This window comes from Chryseobacterium sp. FH1 (genome assembly GCF_000735135.1).
Classification (GTDB): Bacteria; Bacteroidota; Bacteroidia; order Flavobacteriales; family Weeksellaceae; genus Epilithonimonas.
In genome coordinates, this window is record NZ_JPLZ01000006.1 from 467677 (window position 1) to 490104 (window position 22428).

21 protein-coding genes are annotated in these 22428 nt (G+C 33.7%); 12 read left to right on the plus strand and 9 right to left on the minus strand.

All coding sequences use genetic code 11. The features are described from left to right. The first annotated feature begins 11 nt into the window (after positions 1–11). From IO90_RS09130 to IO90_RS09175, 9 genes are all read left to right on the plus strand, one after another. The gene (locus IO90_RS09130) at positions 12–878 is read left to right on the plus strand and encodes a hypothetical protein (RefSeq protein WP_034965849.1); all 867 of its coding nucleotides are present in this window, start codon (positions 12–14) and stop codon (positions 876–878) included. Between the two features lie 3 nt (positions 879–881). Continuing rightward, positions 882–2900, plus strand: coding sequence for a polyphosphate kinase 1 (gene ppk1 / locus IO90_RS09135; RefSeq protein ID WP_034965850.1), 2019 nt, complete (start codon positions 882–884; stop codon positions 2898–2900). A gap of 341 nt (positions 2901–3241) precedes the next feature. After that, positions 3242–3583, plus strand: a complete 342-nt coding sequence (locus IO90_RS09145) for a hypothetical protein (protein WP_034965852.1) — start codon at positions 3242–3244, stop codon at positions 3581–3583. Positions 3584–3735: 152 nt separating this feature from the next. Next, positions 3736–6051, plus strand: coding sequence for a TonB-dependent siderophore receptor (locus tag IO90_RS09150; protein ID WP_034965853.1), 2316 nt, complete (start codon positions 3736–3738; stop codon positions 6049–6051). A 3-nt stretch (positions 6052–6054) separates the two neighbouring features. Beyond that, the gene (locus tag IO90_RS09155; RefSeq protein ID WP_034965854.1) at positions 6055–7500 is read left to right on the plus strand and encodes an ABC transporter permease; all 1446 of its coding nucleotides are present in this window, start codon (positions 6055–6057) and stop codon (positions 7498–7500) included. Beyond that, complete coding sequence (locus IO90_RS09160) at positions 7501–8847, plus strand: DUF3526 domain-containing protein (protein WP_034965855.1); 1347 nt, start codon at positions 7501–7503, stop codon at positions 8845–8847. Next, complete coding sequence (locus IO90_RS09165) at positions 8841–9536, plus strand: ABC transporter ATP-binding protein (protein WP_034965856.1); 696 nt, start codon at positions 8841–8843, stop codon at positions 9534–9536. Before IO90_RS09160 ends, IO90_RS09165 begins: the two co-directional genes overlap by 7 nt. A gap of 498 nt (positions 9537–10034) precedes the next feature. Then, on the plus strand, positions 10035–10856 hold the full coding sequence (locus tag IO90_RS09170; RefSeq protein ID WP_034965857.1) for a GLPGLI family protein: 822 nt from the start codon (positions 10035–10037) through the stop codon (positions 10854–10856). Positions 10857–10943: 87 nt separating this feature from the next. After that, positions 10944–11408, plus strand: a complete 465-nt coding sequence (locus IO90_RS09175; RefSeq protein WP_034965859.1) for a hypothetical protein — start codon at positions 10944–10946, stop codon at positions 11406–11408. Positions 11409–11929: 521 nt separating this feature from the next. Here IO90_RS09175 and IO90_RS09180 read toward each other — a convergent pair. Beyond that, positions 11930–13984, minus strand: coding sequence for a M13 family metallopeptidase (locus IO90_RS09180; RefSeq protein ID WP_165570266.1), 2055 nt, complete (start codon positions 13982–13984; stop codon positions 11930–11932). A gap of 135 nt (positions 13985–14119) precedes the next feature. Continuing rightward, positions 14120–14926, minus strand: a complete 807-nt coding sequence (locus tag IO90_RS09185; protein ID WP_034965860.1) for a helix-turn-helix transcriptional regulator — start codon at positions 14924–14926, stop codon at positions 14120–14122. Positions 14927–14954: 28 nt separating this feature from the next. On the opposite strand from IO90_RS09185, the gene IO90_RS09190 reads away from it, so the two are divergent. The 3 genes from IO90_RS09190 (at position 14955) to IO90_RS09200 (ending at position 17326) form a co-directional block, all read left to right on the plus strand. Continuing rightward, positions 14955–15635: a hypothetical protein gene (locus tag IO90_RS09190; RefSeq protein ID WP_131450843.1), complete on the plus strand. Its 681-nt coding sequence runs from the start codon at positions 14955–14957 to the stop codon at positions 15633–15635. Between the two features lie 39 nt (positions 15636–15674). Then, positions 15675–16610: an SMI1/KNR4 family protein gene (locus IO90_RS18345; protein ID WP_051878474.1), complete on the plus strand. Its 936-nt coding sequence runs from the start codon at positions 15675–15677 to the stop codon at positions 16608–16610. A gap of 128 nt (positions 16611–16738) precedes the next feature. After that, positions 16739–17326, plus strand: coding sequence for a hypothetical protein (locus tag IO90_RS09200; protein ID WP_131450844.1), 588 nt, complete (start codon positions 16739–16741; stop codon positions 17324–17326). Positions 17327–17512: 186 nt separating this feature from the next. Here the strand turns inward: IO90_RS09200 and IO90_RS09205 are convergent, their stop codons facing one another. From IO90_RS09205 to IO90_RS09240, 7 genes are all read right to left on the minus strand, one after another. After that, positions 17513–17992, minus strand: coding sequence for a hypothetical protein (locus tag IO90_RS09205; protein ID WP_034965862.1), 480 nt, complete (start codon positions 17990–17992; stop codon positions 17513–17515). Between the two features lie 74 nt (positions 17993–18066). Then, entirely contained in the window at positions 18067–18591 is a 525-nt protein-coding gene (locus IO90_RS09210; RefSeq protein WP_034965863.1) for a hypothetical protein, read from the minus strand. 332 nt (positions 18592–18923) lie between these two features. Next, complete coding sequence (locus tag IO90_RS09215; protein ID WP_034965864.1) at positions 18924–19553, minus strand: hypothetical protein; 630 nt, start codon at positions 19551–19553, stop codon at positions 18924–18926. Positions 19554–19674: 121 nt separating this feature from the next. Next, positions 19675–20199 (minus strand): hypothetical protein, encoded by a 525-nt coding sequence (locus IO90_RS09220; protein WP_131450845.1) that lies wholly within the window; start codon positions 20197–20199, stop codon positions 19675–19677. 209 nt (positions 20200–20408) lie between these two features. Further along, positions 20409–21323: a hypothetical protein gene (locus IO90_RS09230; RefSeq protein WP_131450846.1), complete on the minus strand. Its 915-nt coding sequence runs from the start codon at positions 21321–21323 to the stop codon at positions 20409–20411. Positions 21324–21400: 77 nt separating this feature from the next. Continuing rightward, a complete protein-coding gene (locus tag IO90_RS09235) occupies positions 21401–21766 on the minus strand; it encodes a hypothetical protein (RefSeq protein ID WP_034965869.1) in 366 nt (121 codons plus the stop codon). An 11-nt stretch (positions 21767–21777) separates the two neighbouring features. After that, positions 21778–22422, minus strand: a complete 645-nt coding sequence (locus IO90_RS09240; RefSeq protein ID WP_034965870.1) for a hypothetical protein — start codon at positions 22420–22422, stop codon at positions 21778–21780. Positions 22423–22428: the final 6 nt, after the last annotated feature.

Sequence of the window (22428 nt, forward strand, 5' to 3'; positions counted from 1 at the left end):
AAAAAAATTATATGAAAAAAATAGTATTAATAACAGTTCTTATTTTAATTTTCTCGTGTGATAAAAATAAAACCAGTGTCATTCAGCAAATAGCTGAACTGCCAAAGGAATTGAAAGAAATTTCGGGTATAGCCCATTCTAATAATTTGATTTATAGTATTGAAGATAGTGGCAACGAAAATCAGGTAGTTGTTTTTGATACATCAGGAACCATCACTAATCAAATTATTGTTAATAATACTGAAAATACTGACTGGGAAGATGTAACCTTTGATACCAAAGGGAACTTATATATCGGAGATTTTGGTAACAACGACAATGTGAGAAAAGATTTAGCCATTTATAAGATAGACAAATCCAATCTTCAAGGCGAAAAAGCAGATGTTGCTTATAAAATTTCTTTTGATTATCCGGAACAAACTGATTTTCCGCCAACAAAGAAAAATCTGAAATATGATGTGGAGGCTTTTTTGGAATACAATAATCATTTTTATTTATTTACAAAAAACAGGAGTAAAGATTTTGACGGGACGAGCTACATATACAAGATACCCAATACTCCCGGACACCACCGCGCTGAGCTTGTAAAAACTATTACAACGTGTAACGACTATCAAAACTGTGCGATTACCAGTGCAGCGATTAGTCCTGATGGTTCCAAATTTGTGCTATTGTCACACTCCAAAATTTGGCTTTTTGAAAATTATGCTCCGGACAATATTTATGCTGGAAAAATGAGCGAATTGGAACTAAACCATTTTTCGCAAAAAGAAGCGGTTTGCTTCAAAAATAATGATACGTTACTTATTGCTGACGAAAGGGTAAAAAAGACAGGTGGGTATTTATACCAGATGAGCTTAAAATCTTTAAAAAAATAAACGATGCGAAACAGTAACATTCCTTCGGAAATTTCGTGGCTTTCTTTCAATAGTTGCATTTTGGAGGAAGCCAATGATAAAAATAATGCCTTGTATGAACGTATCAAGTTTTTGGCAATACATTCCTCTAATTTAGATGAGTTTTTCAGAGTGAAAATCAATAAGCTGTTAATTGCCAATTCAAAAAAGAAGAATGGGTTACTAAAACAAATTCTTATCGAAGTGAAACGCCAGCAAAATACATTTGGAGCAATATGGAAAGATAATATAGTGCCGGAATTGGCATACCATAAGATTATTCTCTATGAAGATCAAAACATTAAAAAAGAACATTTACACGAAATTGAATACTATTTTAAAAGTATCATTCTTTCCTACATTCAGGTAGTTAATATTTCAGAGCAGAATCAAAAACCTTATTTTTTAAATAATCGAGGGCTGTACTTGCTGGTGAAACTTCAGGATAAGACCGGTCATTTCAACTATGCCTACCTCAATATTCCATCAGATAAACTTGACCGTTACAAGCAATTACAAAATATTGGTGAGTCAAATTATATCATTTCTATTGATACGATTATCAGGAGATGCCTATCGTTCATATTTCCATTAGAAAATGTTGTTTCCTGCTATGAAATTAAATTAAATCGAGATGAGAACTATAAAATTTCTGATGAAACTTCCGGAGATTTAATAGCACAGATACAAGCAAAAATTGAGGAAAGAAAGTCAGGTCTGTCCACACGCTTTCTGTATGATTTCAATATGGATTCCGAGACTGTTTTGGTGTGTAAAAAAGCATTTAAATTAAAGGATAATGAGATGATTGAAGGCGGAAGCCATCATAATCTTTTTGATTTGTTCAAATTTCCAAATCCGATGAAACCGAAACTTCAAGGACAAAACTACCCGGCACTAAAACACCTTCCTTTTGAAAATAACAGTTCGTTTTTTGAAATTATAGACAAGCAAAATCAATTGATACATTTTCCATATCAATCCTATCATTATGTTTTACAGTTTTTTAACCAGGCGGCAATTCATAAAAATGTTACAGAAATAAAAATCACACTATACCGGATTTCATCACAATCGCTGATTGCCAATGCTTTGATAAGTGCTGCAAAAAACGGGAAAAAAGTGACAGTCTTTGTAGAGGTCAAAGCCAGATTCGATGAGTACAATAATTTATTTTGGTCTCAGGAAATGAAGAAAGCAGGCATTAAAATCATTCACAGTATGCCTAATTTAAAAGTGCACGCAAAAATTGCACTGATTACAATGAAAAGTGATAGTGGCAAATATAAATTTTACAGTTATTTATCCACAGGCAATTTCAACGAAACTACCGCTAATACTTATTCTGATTTTGGTTTTTTCACTTCTCAGGAAAAATACACCGCCGACATAAAAAAGGTATTTGCCTTTTTAAAGACCAAAGAAAAAGGAGCAGAAATAAAAAATATTTTGGTTGCAGGCTTTAATATGAAGCAAAAATTGATAGCATTAATAGATACTGAGATTGCTAATAAAAAAGCTGGTCAAGAGGCTTCGGTGTTGTTAAAAGTAAATGGTATCGATGAAGAAATTATCATCAGTAAACTAATTGAAGCAAGTCGGGCAGGCGTAGAAGTTACTCTTTTGGTGCGTGGAATTTGCACTTTATTGCCGGGAATCAAAAATATATCGGAAAATATAAAAATATATCGGATTGTTGATATGTTTTTGGAGCATGCAAGAATTTACAGATTTGCCAATGCCGGAAAAGAAAAAATCTACCTGTCTTCTGCCGATATGCTAAGTAGAAATTTAGACCGAAGAATTGAAGTGGGTTTTCCCATAAACGATAAAAACCATATAACGGAAATAAATACGATCATTCAATTGCAGTTAGAAGACAATACTAAAAAAAGAACCATAGATTCTAATGGTTTGAATCAGCAAATAAGTGAAAAAATAAATAATCCGAGACGATCTCAGACAGAAACATACCATTGGCTTGCAATAAAAAATAAAGAATGATAATGAAAAGTCAGAAATATGGAACATTTCATAAAATCAGAACATTGATTTTATTGGATTTATGGATATTTTTTTTAATTCTAAAGATGATTTTTTCCAAATTTTTTCTTGTTGTCAGACGATTCTTAATCTCATTATGAACAATCAAAATAGGGTGATAATTAAATGTGTAATTTGTTACCTTACCATTGGGATTTTTCAAATAGTTTCTTTTGGTTTTTAAGAACAAGTAGGGTACCTTGCTATCATTAAGAAACAAATTATGTAAGTACAATTTGTATAGAAGAATTTATCTGATGATTTAATAAATAAAAATATATTTGTATTTTTGTTCATAGTTTATGAAAAGGTCTCTCAGAAACTTTTTTGTCTTTTTCTCACTTTTGATATTTGTTTATAATGTCAGTGGCTTGGGTATATGCATAGACCACGCTCAACACAGCAAAAGTATCTCTTCAAAAGCGAAAAATTCAAAAACTGAGAAAGAAACGTCTATTTCTCAGGATGATGAATGCCAGTGCGCACTTCATATGCAGATGAACCACATTCTCTTGCAGGAACCTTTAGCCATCGAATTTCCGATTGATACTTCAGTTGATCATCAGATACCTCATAGCAAATCGATTACTTATCGTTGCTTACTTGACTATTTCAGCTCCAGAGCTCCACCATCTTTGTCTTGATTCTGTAGCACAATACTTATATATTGACTACAGCCAATACAGATCTTCCTGATCTGTAAGACAATATCTATGGACTTTTGCGTAATATCCCAAAAGCAGAATTTCTTTTATTAATAGATGGCATCTCAAAGTGGCATTCTCATCCTTTTTTTATGTATAACAATTTTAATGATTTAGGAATAATTAACTTTATTTCTGACAAAAAGATAAAGCTTTACTTGATAAGTTTTATTTTCTCATCAACCGTCTTCAACGCACAGCAAACCGAAATAGATTCGGCATCTTCAACAATACAAACCGTAGAGATTATAGGACGAAGATCTCAAAATTACGTTTCTGATTATTCTTTTGTTGCCACCAAGATAGCAATGAAGAATAAAGATCTACCGCTAACTTTAAATACCGTTACAAAAGAACTGATGAATGACCGACAGGCCTTTCAGCTTGGTGATGTGATGAAAAATGTAAGTGGAGTTTCGCCATCGAGTTATTATAATCAATACAACATCCGTGGTATCAGTCAGAATGAAGAAGGGCAAATTATCAATGGATTGCGGACAAGGCAATTCTATTTCCTTCAGCCAATGACTGCAAATATAGAAAGGGTCGAAGTTTTCAAAGGTCCTGCAAGTATTACAATGTCAAGCGTCGATCCCGGAGGTACTATTAATATGGTAACCAAAAAGCCATTGCTCATGCCCCGTCACGAAGTCAGCTTTTCAGGGGGAAGTTTTGAAACTTACCGTGTCACAACAGATCTAACGGGTCCTTTGAATAAAAGTAAAAGATTGTTGTACCGCTTCAACGGTGCTTATCAAAATGCAAAGTCATTTAGGGATCATGTCAATAACAGTGGCCTTCTCATCTCTCCTTCAATCACTTATATTCCGAACGAAAAAACGTCTGTCAATGTCGAATTGATCTACAATGACCTTAACGGGAATTTAGATCGTGGTCAACCCATTTTCGGAGCTGTTGCAGGAAAAACAGATCTCAACAGCACGCCAAAAAGCTTAAATATGGGAGCGCCCGAAGACTATTTTAAAACAAAGGAACTGATCATTATGGGGTCTTTTGCACATCATTTCAACAAGAATATTAGTTTCAATGCTTCTTACATGAAACAGTTTTGGCGAGAAGATCTCCAGGAACACCGCACAACTAATGCCTTTGTTCCTGACATTAATAATAATCAGATCTCAAGTCTGGCAATGATGCAGTTTATCCAAAGAAAGCAAAGATGGGAGGTTGATAACGTGAATGCTTACTTCAATTTTAATTTTAAAACAGGACAGATCGACCATCAGACTTTAATTGGTTATGATACCCAGATTTGGGAAAAGCATGTTGGCGGGCAACAAAATGCGGCGAGAGGTTTTCTGTTGAAAGACGGCTCAGTCGCTTCTTCGTATGATCCTGCACAGGCAAACAATTACCAAACAATTTATTATAATGGAATTCTATTGCCTAAACCAAATGTCTCTCCTTTTGATCTGACCCCCGGCACAGAGAACTATCAGGATACGGATCTTTATACAATGAATATAATGACTAATTTGCCTACGGCACTTACAACCACTCACGCATTGTATATTCAGCATCTTCTTATTTGGAAAAAATTGAAAGTATTATCTGGGATTCGTCAGGAATGGTTTCGTGACGTTACCAACTTTAAAAAATCTGATGAAATGTCATTCGGTAATTCAAAATTACTCTACAGATTAGGTATTACCTACAGTATTGCTAAAGATATCAATCTTTACGGAACTTATCTTACAGGCTATCAGCCACAGTCGAATACAGTAACTTTAATGCCTAATACTGGAAGCTTTACCGGCAATAATTCAGCGGCGAGGTTTAAACCTCTAACTTCTGATCTTAAAGAATTTGGAATCAAAACACAATTATTTGGAAAGGTCTCTATGAATATGGCGGTGTATGAAATTAACCAAAAGAATATATTGATCAATGCCAATAATCCAGCAGAACCCGATGAATTGATACAGCGGGGTGCCGACCGAAGCCGCGGTTTTGAAACTGAATTTACAGGATATATTCTTCCGCAATGGCATATTTACGGTGGCTACAGTTATATAGATGCAAAAATTATGAATGATGCCAATTCTGGCCTCAATGGAAAACGAAAAGAAAATACATCCAAAAACTCGGTTAATCTCTGGACACGGTATAATTTTTCAAATATCGAGACATTAAAAAATTTCGGAGTTGGTTTAGGAATGCTTTATCAAAGTTCAAAAGTTCCCTGGTTTACGAGAAGTTTTGAGCTTCCTGCTTATACGACATTGGACACCGCATTATATTACACGCCTTTCAAATATAAAGTTCAGTTCGCAGCGAATGTCAATAATATAACCAATACATCATACTGGATCGGTGCTCAGAATTATTTGAGATTATTTCCTGGAGCACAACGAAACTATCTACTAACAGCTACTTATAAATTTTAAACGATGGCCATATCCACTTTACAACTTATCATCAGAAAAACACGGCAGGATTTGATAAAGGGAAGACAAAACTTGCTAATTATCGCCACCGTGCTCCTCTTTTGCTTCTTGAGCATCGGTGTTGGTTTTACAAAATACATAGACACGAGTTCTCAAATCGGAAAATATCGACAAGAAGTAAGAGAACAGTGGGAACATAGACCTGCAAAAAACCCTCACAGAATGGCGCACTATGGATACTTGGTATTCAGAATAGGACATCCGTTGAGTATTTTTGATAACGGATTGGATGATTATTTGGGAAATGTCATTTTTCTTGAAGCGCATAAACAAAACTCTGCAAACCTGTCGGAAGCAGGAAGTTCAGGGATTTTGGTGAGATTTGGAGTTTTTAGCAGTGCCTTTATTCTTCAGTGTCTGATTCCGCTTATCATTTTATTTTTAGGCTTTGGATTGGTTGCCAAGGACAGGGAAGATGGTATCCTAAAAATTTTAAGTACTCAGGGTGCCTCGAATAGGCAAATCACATGGGGGAAAGTATTAGGCTTGTGGCAGTTTTCATTACTGTTCATATTGCCTGTTTTGCCTTTTGTTTTCATTGCTGCGGTGATGTCAGAAGCTAGTTCATGGTGTGATATCGCTCTGCGTGTACTATCGATCCTTCCCGCATATATGATCTATTATTTTTTTATTAGCTGCTTTACTGTCTTTATTTCTGCAAACAGCAAAACAGCATCGTCCGCATTAGTAAGTTTGATTGGTAGCTGGTTGGTATTGGTGATTTTTTTACCGAAGGGAATTCAGTTCGTGGCGCAAAATATTTATCCTACACCTTCCAGAATTGCATTTGAAACCATTTTGGAAAAAGATATTCTGAAAGCTGGAGACAGTCATAATCCAGATGACCCTCATTTTAAAAAAATCAAAGATTCACTTCTAGCCCATTATAGAGTGGTTTCAACAAACGAACTTCCGTTCAACTACAGTGGTTTTGTGATGAAAGAAGGCGAGAAGATCAGTTCTCAAATTTATCTCAAACATCAAAAAGAATTGGGTGAAAAGTATTATCACCAACAGAGGTTTTCAGATGTTACTGCTTTTATTGATCCCGTGATCGCCATTAGAAACTTCTCGATGATCGCTTCAGGAACTGATTATTATTCTTACACTGAATTTCAAAAACAGGCAGAAGAATTCCGTTATAAAATGGCGCAAAAACTCAACGATCTTCAAATTGAAAAATTAAGCAATATAAAACCGGAAAAAGGTGGGCCGCCAGCTATTATAGAAGCTGAGAACTGGAAAAAAATTCCTGATTTCAACTATCAATATACATCATTTTCCAAAAGTATTCAGGAACAATGGATGCCTGTTGCTGCTCTTTTGTTTTGGTTGGTGGTATGTGTTTTTATGATTGAAATGTCGAGTAGAAACCTAAAATTAATTTAAATGAAAAATTATTTATATAAACAATTCTATCGTAACCAGGCATATATCATTGCCTTGGTTTTCTTATTGCTAGCTGGTTGTATGGCAATCTACACCGGAAAGATGTTTCTGGAAAGGAATCAGGATATCATTGCGAATAGTAAACAGTTTCAGAAAGAAAGTATTGAGAAAAATGTAAAATACCATCAAGAAGATCTAGGCCTCATCTTGTATTATATAAAATTCAATCTCATTAACGAAACTCCAAAACTAGCAACATTGAATATCGGAATGCGTGATTTGAACCCTTCAATACAAGGCGTCACAATACGGAACTTGGAAGAGCAACGCTACAATTCAGATCTGTATAATCCTGCAAACGCTGCAGTCGGTAATTTTGATTTCAGTTTTGTATTGGTTTTTCTATTTCCGCTCATTATTGTTGCGTTTTGTTACAATTTGATTTCGGAAGAAGAGGAGAGTGGCAGGTGGAAATTACTTTCTGTGCAAAGTAGTCACTTAGGTAAACTTATAGATTCCAAATTATTAATTCGATTTTTAGCGATTAGTTTTGTTTATCTGATATTAATTTTAATTGCAACTGTTTGGATATCAATTCCGTTAGATCTACCATTTTTCGTCTTCATTTTTTCAGGTTGGCTGTATATTTTATTTTGGTTTTTACTGTGCAGATGGATCATTTCTTTTAGAAGATCGTCTGCTTATAATGCATTGGTTCTACTGATTATTTGGGTTTTGATGAATTTTATTATTCCGATGAGCAGCAATATGATCATACAAAAACTGTATCCGGTTCAAGAATCTTTAAAAGCCGTGATGCAGCAGAGAGAAGGTTATCACAACAAATGGGATGAGGCAAAATTACCTACAATGAAGAAGTTTTTTAACGCCTATCCACAATTCAAACAGTTTAAGGTGAAGGAAAATGATGAGTTTACCTGGATCTGGTATTATGCGATGCAGCATATGGGCGATATGGAAGCATCATTATCATCAAAACAGTATAAGGAAAAAATGAATAAAAGAAATAGTGCTGCAGAACTTTTAGGATACTTTCTTCCGAACATCCATACCCAGCTTACGGAAAGTCAATTGGCTGAAAGTGGTATGGATAATCAGCTGCGGTATGGTACAGCATTACAAAAATTTCACGAAGATAAACGTTTGCTATTTTATCCGCTTATATTCTCGGGTAAAAATGCAGATGCCATTAATTGGGAATTGCAGACCGTGAAATCTTTTAAAAACGCTGAAAACATCAATTTTGTAAAGATCTTTCTACCTTATCTTATTAGCATCATTTTAATGATTATCCTTTCACAACAAAAATTTAGAAAACTATGCTAAAAACAATTAATTTACATAAGAAATATAATGACTTCACGGCCCTGCAATCACTTGATCTGGAAGTGCGCAAGGGCGAAATCTATGCTCTTTTGGGACAGAACGGAGCGGGAAAAAGTACGACGATCAATATCCTTTTAGGTCTCATCAAGGCGACCTCGGGAGATGCTTTCATCAATAATATCTCTGTAAAGGATCATCCTCAGGAGATTAAAAAACACTTGGCCTATATCCCCGAAACTGTATTGTTGTATCCCAATCTGAACGGAATGGAAAATCTGGATTTCTTTTCAAAAATTGCGGGATTTAATTATTCAAAAGATGAATTGTCAGCTTTTTTAAAGCGTACAGGACTTCAGGAAACTGCGCATCACAAAAAGCTAGGAGGATATTCCAAGGGAATGCGACAAAAAGTAGGCATTGCTATTGCTTTGGCTAAAGATGCGAAAGTGCTATTGCTTGATGAGCCGACAAGTGGATTGGATCCTATTGCCACGGCAGAATTTACCGAAATTGTGCGCCAGTTTGGGAAAGAAGGCAGAACGGTCTTTATGGCGACGCACGATATTTTTAATGCCGTCAGTGTCGCTACAAATATTGGAATAATGAAACAGGGGGAATTGGTACAGAATTTACCTTCAAAAAGCTTTAACGCCACAGAATTGCAGGAATTATATCTTAAAACGATCTAAAGTAGATAATTCTAACTTTAATGTTTAAAATCTGTTCAATGATTAAAAATTAGTTGCGACAGAATCAGCGAATTTTACCATTATAATAGATCAATCAAAATCCTAGTTGCCACTAGGATTTTGTATATAATCCATTGTTGATTTCACAGAAAATATTAACAATTTATCTGTTGAAATTTCTGATCGTCTATTAGAAATTTCAACAGTCATTACGAAAATTAGACAGTTATGACGAATCTTAATTTTATAATTCGTTAAAACAGAATATTTTCACAAGTATGTTTCATAAAAAACATATTTTTTCCTTACACATTCCATTTTTACAATTACGTCCTACTGTACCTAACTATATTTACAATTTATTACAAAATGTAGAGTATGATTGATTAATGTATTTGATATTTTATATAACATTATCTATCACTAACATCATTATGTAATAGAATATTTTGAACTGGAATCTCCTAAACTAAGAAATTAAAATTATTTAAAAATACTATGAAATTATTATTCTCCTTCACTTTAGTTATGCTCGGCTTATTTTCCAATGCACAAAACAAGCGTTTTAGTTATGATTATCAATTCATCCCCGATTCGACTAATGCATCTGATATAAAAAATGAAATAATGAATTTGGACGTCTCAGAATCTGGATCTAAATTTTATAGTTATACAGTCTATAACTCTGATTCTCTGATGAAAATCGATATTGAAAAACAGATGGCAACAACAGGGTTGTCCAATGTTAAGTCAAATAATCGCAGAGGCCTGGTACGATATACAGTTTCTAAAAAATACCCAAAATATCAAGTGTTCTTACAAAATAGAATATTGAGAGATCAATATAATGTTCTGGAGGAGAGACCCATTGTATGGAAGATCACTTCTGAAAAACTTAAAATTGGAGAATGGACAACACAAAAAGCAGAAACTGAATTTGCCGGAAGACATTGGTATGCTTGGTTTACGACTGATATTCCTATTCAGGACGGACCTTACAAATTTCACGGACTTCCTGGCCTTATCGTTAAATTAGAAGATAAGACTCAATCTCACCGTTTCTCATTAATAGGTGTAAAAAATATCAGTTCAATTCCTCAAGATATTTTTGGAGCGAATGAAATTTCAATCAATGCAAAACAATACAATAAATTGTTATCGGATTACGAAAATGATCCTACAAAGGGTCTTAGGCAAGCACAGATGGGAGGTGCAATTATGGTTACAAAAGATGGTCAAAAATCCAATATTAGAAATCAGGAAGAGCAGATCAAAGAAAAAATGAAAAAAGATAATAACAAGATCGAATTGAAACAATAATGATTTTGCTCGGTTCAGCTATAATCTTGTTTGATAAGTTTTCATAAGGAAATTCATTTTAAAATTAACGTTTATATAACTAGAAATATGGGATATAACATAGCAGGTCTTATTATAAAAGGTGAAACTGACCGGGCATCCATCGAAGATATTGTTGGGAGCAAGATTAGCTTTGTGGAGGAAGTAGATTTTGAAGATGCCTCCAGCGGTCTTCGGGAAGATGATGCGATCGATGTTTTACAGACCGAATCTGGAACTTTGATATTTACAGCATTTGGTTCACTATACGACATTTCCAACTTTGATGGTGAGATCATCCAATTTATAGTTTCAGACATTTCAGATACATATTATTTTGAAAAATATACTGATGGAAATCTTGATAGGAAATGTATCTATTCTCAAGGGGAAATCTCAGAAGATGTAGGCACTGGAATTATAGAGGAGGGCGACGATCTGGAAGATGTAATCTGGAAGCAGGCAGATCAATTTCTGCAAAATAATTTTGCTGAAACGATGTTCGATCTTAAATTTAAGAGATACAATCTCTAGTATTGATAATATCTTAATTGATATCGAATTCTTTTAAAATGAAGAACAAAAACGGTTAGATATAAGGCGACATTTTGCCTATAGGATCGACAGAAGAAACTATGTATTTGTTAGAATCCTGCTTGATATTGCTAAACGGATAAAAATAGAAAATCTAAAATCCAATTAAAAATTACGGACTGACCAATTTGATGGAAAAAGCTTTGATCGCAAACTATATCACAGAATAAGCAATACGCTTGATATAGATTTAAACAAACTTTCACAGACTTTGGCTTGGCCATCGTTACAGAAATGAATCGATTGGCTAGGGTCTGGACCCTGAAGAACTTCAAAATTGTATTGCAGACCGATGCAATAAATCTTATTGGGAAAGCAAGCATTTTTATAAAAGAAAATCAGACCTAATAAACCCTATGAACATTGATGTCAAAAGGGAAAAATTTGAGTTTTCTGGATTAGATGCAAATAAAACTTACGAACAAAATTTGATGCTACTAAAAAAACCGAATTCACAATAATTACCACAGCCGTACTCTGTTTTCCGGTTTAAGATAAAGTTTGTCATTTTTATTGATATTAAAAGCTTTATACCAGGCATCAACATTTCTCACTACGCCATTTACACGATATTGGGGAGGAGCGTGGTAGCCTTTTTCAACACTTTGCCGGTATGCTTCTGGAGTATAAAGGCTTCTGTTTACTTGCGCGAAAGACAAAAAGTATCTTTGATCGGGCGTATAGCCATTCAGGCTTTTTCTTTCTTTTGGATGATTTTGAAGATAGATATGGTAAGCTTGGAGAGCCACCACAACACCTGTCAAGTCACCGATATTTTCTCCCAGTGTTTGTTTTCCATTTAAATGAACTCCCTCTAACGGCGAAAAGCTGTTGTACTGCTCAATAAGAAGCTGAGTTCGCAATTCAAATTGTTTTCTTGTCTCCTGGGTCCACCAATCCCGCATCACGCCATTGCCATCAAATTGAGATCCCTGATCGTCGAAACAGTGACCTAACTCATGTCCGATAATAGCACCAATAGCACCAAAATTAACCGCTGGATCCGCATTAGGATCAAAGAATATTGGTTGCAGAATACCAGCTGGGAATTCTATCGAATTGTATAATTTACTGCTTGTGGCATCAACAGTCTGGGGCATCTGATACCATTCCTTACTGGTGAATTTTTTATCAAGAAGTGATCTTTCATAATCCCAATTTGCCTTTGCGATCAACTGTTCATTTGCAACCGGATTTTTTGCATCGAATTTGAGAGATGAATAGTTGCGCCAAACGTCCGGATATCCAATTCTTACCGTTACCGCATTCAGTTTCTCTATGGCTTCTTTCCTGCTTTGATCATCCAGCCAATCCAGTTTTTCAAGTCTGTCCAAAAATGCTCGTCGCACATATCCTACAAGATCCTTGATGCTTTTGAGGGACGATTCGGGGAAATACTTTTCAACATAAAGTTTTCCAACCAGCTGTCCCAAACGATTGTTCACGTATTGAATTGATTTTTGCTCTCTTGGAAGATCTTTTGAGATACCGCTTAGTCTGGTTCCGTAAAAATCAAAATGGTTTTGACGGAAATCTTTTGATAAAATGGTGGAGTGGTTGACAATCCAATGAAATGCAAGATATGATGACCATACGTCTATCGTTGTTTCGGCAAATAATTGGGCTTTTGCCTTGATCGCCGAATCTGCCTGCAAGATTACCTGATTCACATCGGCGACATTCCTTTCCTCTAGGAAAACCTTCCAAGGAAAACCAGGCGCATAAGATTCCAGATCTGCGAGATTCATCACATGCGAATTTATTTTGCTGTCACGCATCTGAGCAGGTGTCCACTGTAACATCGCGAGTTTTGTTTCAAGATTCATAATGCCATCAGCACGCAGGTCAGCATTTTTTATGCCCGCTAAATCAAATGTGCGAATGATATACTCTTTGTAAGCTTCCCGATGTTTGATGTTAATAATATCATTCTTTGTATAATATTCAGGCGAGGGTAGGCCGATGCCACTCTCATTTAATGAGACCAGAAATTTACTTCTGTCGTTAAGATCTGGTGCGGTATGGATAGTGATGATCGAGAAAGACTTTGGGTCGGCCATCCATTTTGCAACCTCTTCGTAACTATGAATAGCGAGAATGTTTTTAATATCATTCTCAATAGGATTTATCCCAAGCTTATCCATATTATCTGTGTCTAAATACCCCAGGTAAACCGAGCTGATCTGTTCCAAAGATTGATTTGTAGAATGACCAGATTTAGCTCCTTCACGAATCATCTCATTGATCCTTTGATTTATCTTATCTCTAGCTTCACTGTAGCTGTTGAATCCCGAAACGCCAGTTGGAATTGATGATGATTTTAGCCAACCTTCATTTACATAGCTATAAAAATCATTGCCGGGTGCAATGGACTTGCTAATGAACCGGGTTTCAATTCCCCAATCTCCAAATGTAGCTTTGCCAGTATTTGCTTCTATTTTTTGGGCTTTAATGCAATAAGACCCAAAGATCATTATGCACAAGGATATAATTTCCCTTACTACATGGGTTTTCATACAATCGGCTTTTATTCTTTTTAAGAAGATGCTGGGGTTTGGAAATGAGATTACTAGATTCATCGTATATCAATTTTGATCTGACGAATTTACTATTATGTGTAATATTAACATTGGAAAAAAGCGAACACGTTATTATTTTTTTATTGTAAGAAAAAATGCCTTTTCATTGAAATTTTTTGGCGTTGTTCCTACAATAGAAGAAAAAGCATTGTTGAAGTGAGGCTGGTCATAATAGCCAGTTGATAAAGCCAGTTGAGTAAATGTCGTAGGTGTATCTGGGTATACGATATCATCCAGTGCCTCCCTTAATTTTATGATGTTAATAAAAAGCTTTGGGCTTATACCGATGAAATTTTTAAACAATTTTTGCAGATGGCGCTCAGAAATTTTCAATGATAATGCAACAGAAGATACAGTTAGTTTTCCTTGACGAGCCAAGATCATATGGGTACTTTCAGTAATTAGAGATGTGTTGACATTATTATGAAATAGGCCGACGAAAGCTTTTGCCATGTATTGGCATATCATCTTATTACTTAATCCCATCATTATATTTAGATTTAAATCCTTCAAAATGCCTATGTCATTGGCCAAGCGAATGGTGTCAGTATATAAGTAAGCATCTGAAATACCAAAAAATGAAGGTGTCCAAGGGAAAAGCTGAAGCATTGTGGCCTTTGTGCCGGATAAAATATCTATATTTATAGTCTCGGTAATCTGACCGCAAAAATAAATCCCTTCTGATAGATAATTTATCTGATTTTTATGTTTGATACTTAATCCATTTCCCTGAATGATAGCAATAGTAAAACAACCGTTAGGGGGAACCCCCTTTTGTAATATGGGAGGATGATTCTCAGGGTTGTTTAAAATCCAAAGTTTCTTAATGAAATTTTTATTTTTCCCATGTACGTAGTATTCATTATATATTGGATCCATTATGTAAAATTAAAAAAACTTAATATAAATGAAAATAAAACAATTCTTTTTAATACTGGTTTTACCACTTTTAACTTATTGTAGTAAAGTTAAGCAAACAGATTTAGCTAAACTAAAATTGAATGAACCCGTGGAAAATCTGCTAAGTGAAACAAGTTTAAAGAGCATCGGGACAAACAGTGTAGAATATCCTTTTGCAATTTTGGCGGAAGATACTGACAGCACGAAATTTGTATTCTCCACCGTCCCTGCGGATAGAGTATATTTTCTTTTATCGGCAAAAGTCAATAATGACAGTGTGATAAAAAATGGGGGAGGACGTTTTGATGGTATATATTTTAAAACTAAAAAACAACTGGAGAATAATCTTCAAATCTTAAAAAAGCAAAATTTTTCGAACGAGATTTTTGGCTTCAGGGCCGAAATTAAAGGTAAAAAAAATCAAAATGCAGTAAAGCAATTGTTAACAAAAATGTATGGTAAGAGTACGAAAAACCCGAATACAGACAATGGGGAATATTGGAACGTAAAAAATGAAAACAAGTATGTTTTCTTCGCACCGGATTATAACAGACTCATCATCCTGAACAGCAAAAATCTTTCAAAAACTTGCTATTGGGACAGTCAGAATGGAATCATCAACATCGGAAAAGAAAATTGTAATTATGATAAATATTTAAGGGAAATGGGTGTAGAAATACCGAAATAAGAATTCGTTACCCGGTATTTTAGCAAATCAAACGAATAGATGAGCATCACGAAAAAATTTCAAAACATCATAAGCCTTCAAAATAGTTATGATGACGAACCTTCAGGAATCTTAAATCCTCCGATTCCTAGTATTGACATTGAAAAAATTGAAAGATTAATAGAAGATAAATTACCGTCCGAAATACTGGAATTATACGGATTTGCAAATGGACAAGATGATGCAGGAAACGGTGTGTTTTTTGGACATAGTTTCTGTAATTCTGCAGAAATCATCAGGCACTTGCAGTTGAGCAGGAAATCACTTAAACCAGAGACTGCAGAAGTACCAGATCCTAAACAATCTGAGCCGTTAATAAAAGAAATCATCGATTTTTATGTAGGTTATGCACCAAAAAATAAGCTCTTCGGTCTGCAAAAATCGTGGCATAAAATGAAGTTTAGCTGTTCACCCCAGAGTAGTGGAGGTCCTTACCTTTATTCAAAAGAGAATACAACCGACAATGACAGGGGAATTTTGGATATCGACATCGATGATCTCAGAAAGGTTCTTAAAATCGTGGAAAACTTGCAGGAAATGGAAAGGAATGGTAACCAATGGGATGAATTAGAATTTACTGTTTACTCAAATGGCCTGTATGAGGTTGAACGTTCTTCATACGACTTTGACAATCAAATTCCATTTACCTCAACGCCGGAAAATGCAATTCAGAAAAAATATTTTCATTACAAATGGTTGCCCGTTTTTTCAGATTCCGGTGGCAATTACATCGGAATTGATCTTGATCCTGATATCAATGGAACAAAAGGCCAGGTCATTAACTTTGGAAGAGATGAAGAAGATATGTTTGTGCTCGCTGAAAATTTGGAACAACGGTTTGATAAATTATTGGCTGAAGCATCTAAACCTGAAAGTCGACTTGTTGATTCCGAAACACATTTGCACGATGTAGTGATAGAAATGATCAAAGCATAACTTTCTAAAAAGGTAGAAACTTATGAATAAGTTGGAGATCATAAACATACAAATTAAATACTTTCGAACCTTCAAATTCTACAAGATTAAAAATGGTGGACTCAGTCTAATTCTAATATTAATTTCAAATGAGAAACTCATCTTTTATTTTTAAATCCAGTAGCATTTATTTTATTCTATCTGCTTTTATGCTGAACAGTTTTCTAGGCTGTAAGGAAGAAAATTCTCGAAGTAATAAGAAGGACTCTATTATTCATAAAGTTAAGGAAGTAGAAACTGATCAAAACAAATTATTCCTGACTTATGTAGATTCTGTATCTAAACTCCCTGAAGCAAAATTCACTGAGGCTGGTATTCGGTCTTTAAATAAAAGATTTTTTAATAAATTACCAGTGGTGATGTACGACCCAACGAAAGAAGATAATGGGCAAAGCATAATCATACAGTATCATAAGGATAAAGAAGAATACCTTAAGATGGGCTCGGAAATTATTATATTGATTCCTGAGACGATTACCGATTCTTTGGTCGTTGCAGATTTTACAGACTATTTTGGTAGCATTAAAAATGAAAAACCGCTCATAGGTGTTACGGCACAACCTCTACCTGTATTTATACAAGTTTCCTCAAACAGGGCAATTAAATTAACTTTTAAAAATAATGAAGATAAGAATCAGGCTGGTGTTACTGCAGTTGAGGTCTTAAATTACAGGTGAGTTTATTTTGGTTGCTAAAATTTTCGAATGCTGTGGAACTCCTTGTCAGTTGGAAGTTTTAATATCATACAATTCAAGAAAATCAATTGAAAAACCGATGTAAACTTTGTACTTCTGAAAGCTTACTGAACCACAATTTCTTATGTATTGCTGTTCGTTTTAATGATGATCTGTATTTTTCCATTTTTAAACGTCAGACAATTTTAATGAATTAAAGTTTAGTGGCTTCTTTAGTATCAGTTTATCACTATCTTCTAAAACATTTTCTATTGAAAGATATTCTTTAAGAAGTGTGTCGCCAAAAACAATGATCAACGATTGGTCAACGGTCTTAATAGGATAAAATTGTTCCTTAATTTTTTCTTTTACAATTATTTTGTTGAGTTCAATGATTAAGTCATAATCGAACCATTCTTCGCACAAAAGTTTGATTTGATAATTTTCATTGTTCAGTGTAAAATTTATTTCAACAATATAATGCTCTCTATTTTCAGTCCACCCTTCGTTCTCGATAATTAGGTTTTGAGGCGAGAATTTAGTTTTGCTAATGGATGATAAATTTCTAATTAATTCAGTGTAAGTTTCACCTTCTTCAAAACTTTCGCAGTCAAACCACACGAAGTCTTTTCCCGCTTCTAAAATTCCATATTTTTCAAGAATTTTCATATTTTTTATACTTTATAATCGCATTCTCAACTTAAAATTACCATTGCAATTTTAAGTTGCACCACAAATTCGTATTAATGGCAGATTTTATTTTCGTTTCTCTTATTTGCAGTCATTAAGGCATTGTCGAGTGTATTTCTCAGATTTCCATAATTGTCAATATGAGATATTGCCTGTTCTAAAAAAGGCATTTCCATTTTATAGATCTTATAATTCTTCAAATGAATTTTCAGTCGTTCTGAACTGTGCTTTCCTAAGTACCGATAAAATTCAAAACGCTCAATATGTCGAAAGTAAATAAATCCGAATTCCGCGGTCCATATACCATTTTTAGAAACCCTAAAAACCAATTTATTTTTTTTAAGTCCACCATAAATGAAAAAACAACCTACAATAATTAATGAAATTCCGTAAAGTATATAGGTTTTGAAAATGATATAAAGAGCAAACACAAGCATTAGAAATCCAAAAATGGCTAAGCCAAAAGGTTGTTTGGTCTCGTAATAGTTACTGTAAAATTCTTCTTTGCCAACTTCTAATTTCTTAGAAATATGATCTTCATAGTTGCGTCTGAAAATAGCGTAATTTTTATTTGTCATTATCTAAGTAAGATGGAGTCGTTTTATCCGGCTAAATTTACGTCTTTATATTTTCCGTTTTCGTCGTTTGTCATTGCTTCTTCGCTGTTCAAAATCTTTAATTTTTTATAATTGCTCTAAGCCTATTTCAATCTGTCCACTTCGCAAAATCCGAAATATCCCTTAGCTTTTTAGGTGTTTTTACTATTTTTATATGATTTGGTTCAATGTTGGTAAATTGTATGTTGAGTTGCAATCAAAACTATATTTTTGGATATGTGACTAAGGGTACTTATATTATTCTTTACTATTAGCAATAAATTTTAAATAATACGTTTTTGGCATTATGAGTCCTAATATAAATTTTTATCAGAAAATTTAAACTCCTGTAATTTCGGCAACGTTCTGACTAATCTGGTTTTCTTTCTCTTACTTGATGGTTCTTTTGCACCTAAAATTTCATCAGTTTCCGTTATAATTCCGTTAACTAAATCAAAATTCATTTCGGTGAAAATTGTATTTTCGTTAGTATATCCCTTGGTCGCATTATTGGTTAACTTTTTTACATTAATCAATTCAAAGTTCCCATTTTGATATTTGAAATTGTACGTAATATTGCCACTTTTAATTTCACTCCACATTGATAAAATCCCATTTTCAATAAAGAAATTTGGAATCTGATAACCACTAAATTTTCCTTGATTTTCAAAAGGATATTGAGGTTCAATAATTTTGTCTGAAGATAAAGCCAAAGTCAATTTTCCTTTGGGTTGAGATAGGAAAATTTGCACTTTAAATGGTCTTGTCTCATCAACTGTATCCATTTTTACCGTGATTCTGTCTGCCTTGCCATCATTGTTCAAATCACCTGTTTCTTCTCTTACCTGATAATCATAATGGTTTTTATTCTTACTATTTTGAGCAAAAAAATTGATTTGGAATGAGATGAAGATAAGTACGAAGTAATAATATTTATTTTTCATAATCTTGAGTTTGTAATTTTCAATTCAAAAAACAATTAATCATATGCCCTTCAGCCCGCCTGACGCATAGCCCTGATTCTATACCATATTATTTATTTTTTCTTTTCAAATAATTTTAGTATTAGTCATTGTCGTTATTTAATTCATCACCAAAAACTTTTTTAGTGGTTGCTTCTTTTTTATAATATTTATGTAAGTAAATCCATCTTCTCAGACGGAATATTGAATACATACTGAACAAGGCTCCAAGTATAAAAATTACCATACCAAAATAATTAACCTCCTTTTCAAAAACAACAACTGATAGACCTCCTAATGTCAGACAAATACCTAGAAATAAATAAAAACTTCTAAAGATAATATTCTGAATTTGTTGTTGTTTTTCATCTTGCATCTCATTCTGATACATTTTTTCGATTTCTTCCTTTGAAGGAGAGGGTGGCAGATTACTTTCTAATTCAGTTTGCAACTCCCTGTTATTCTTCGTTTCAAGGACACCTCTGTAATAAATGAAAGAGGCAATGTTTAAAAATATAGTCCATCCTAACAATGAACCAATGTCGCTATTTAAAGCATATTTTAAAAAAACAGCAACTACTAAAAGAATTGCTGACAGAAATAGAGGTAAAAACCTGTATTTGTACACAACTTTAAAACTAATATTATTGGCATTTATACAGGATTTTAAGTTTTTAAATTTCGGATGGTTTGGGTCACAAATAAAGTCTGATATGCTAAAGTGAGTCCTGAATATTTTTTGCGTTAGTATTGAAAGACAAGCTGTGAAATGTAAAAAATAAGTGTTTCATTTTGAAATGTTTTTGTAAAATTTGCAACCGATGCAAAAACTTATCATTATTCAATTCCGTATTTCTTTTTTACTTCTTCTTTCGTTTTGTCATCGGCCGGCTTGAACCCAAATCCGTCGCCCTGACTCCCAAAAATCTGATAACCGTGTTTCAATCCATAAAACCTGTCGATAAGCATTTTTAAAGGAACTACTTCTAATTCTTTGTCAAGAACAGCTTTTTTAATGACAGGTAAATATTTTTCCATCATTTCCACATTGGAATGCTGAATAACAGCCCACATAACGCTTTCAAATTTCTTACCTACCAAGCTTCTTCCTATGTATGTTTTATGTGTCTTATATAATGAATCAATAATTGCCTGGTTTTTTTTATCCAAAACTTGTTGGCTGTCTGATAATCCATTTTTCCTGTCGGAACTTCGGTATTTCTGGTCATTGATTCCAATATTATATATTTTTTCAACTAAGTAAAAATTCAGATGATTAGACCTAGAATATTCCGAAATATCTAATTCTTTTTCAACTTCAGTATTGGACTGGCATTTAGCTATTTGCTGGTTGTAATTCTCTCGTATAATATCATAGTTCGGACTATTTTTAAAAGAACTTTCAAAAGCTAAAATATATTCGCAACTCCCTTTTGCATTGACAAATTTTTTAAATGCAACATTAATATTTTCATTTGTTTCATTCAGCTTAAGAAACGCCATTAAGATGTTGAAATAATCTGCCAAATTGAAATTTTCGGGTTTATTTTTTACCGAATCCCGTGTCTCTTTTAAAATCATAATGCCATAGTTATAATCCTTATCCGAGACAAATGGAATTTTATTTGGATTATAATTTAGTATTTGATTTTCAAAATTATCTACTGTGAACTTATTAGAAAGTGCTTGAGAATAGATATCCATAAACCCAAATAGAAATATTGTAAGTAGTATCAATTTTTTTATTTCCATCTTTAAATATTGTTTTACTTTTTTTCTTAACAATGCTTACAACTTAAAAATATATGTATTCTTCCAATTACTCATTCTTATTCCCAGATTTCCCACTCGCCATTCTGAAAATCATATTTTGCATATTCTCCCGAATCTGTAAATTCAGAAGCAGTCATTCCCACTTCAAAAATCGAGTCTTCAGTCCAACTTGCCCTGAAAAACAAGGCTTCTTTTGTTAATAATGCAGTCCCTTTATCCTCATCATCGTGGCTGAACTGTAAGCCATAATCATTCTCTTCTGATAGTTGATAACCGTAGCTAATCAATCTCTCTTTTAGTTCTTGAAATTGTTGTTCTGTGAATGCAACTAAATTTTCTTCGTTTTCGAAAAAGCTTTCATCATCTGTGCTTTCTTCTTTTTCTCTGGTTTCGATTCTATAAAGTGAAATGTCGTAACTCATTTTTTAAAATATCATAAGACTTGTTTTGGGGATTTGATTGATTTATCAGTATTGATCTTATCGTTATTTAATAATTCATCTAAAAAGTCATCCATCTCGTTTCTTTCGTCATTCAAAAACTTGCTGTCATTATTAGGAAAATCCTCTGTCCAAATAATTTTTTCAGCTTTTATGTCCGGATTAAGTAATTCAGAGATTAATTCTACTACATAGCTAACTTTATTTTCACTGCTATAATCGTAATTATCATGGTCAAAAAGCTGTTTAACGGTTACTCGATAAAAACCATTTGGGATTTTGATATTTAAATCATCATTAGTTTTGTCAGGTAATTTGGTGTTTTTAAATTGAAGGGAAGAAGTCAGGTCTGTCCAATTGACCAGATAAAGATTTTCATCCGTCACTTCAATACTTTGTTCGAACTGCCGAAAAGCAGTCATATCCGTTTCCTGATTTATGAAGAATTCTAATATCCATTCGTCATCCCACGCAGTTTGAAAAACAATTAGATTATCTTTATTTGTTTCCAGTAAAAATTCGTTGACTTGTTTCCAGGTCCAACTTGTCTGGTTTTTTAATATTTCATTGTATGCTTTCGTATTTGAAATCGCAATGATTGAACCGTCTGCAATGATTTTTAATTTTTGTGTACTCATAGCTAT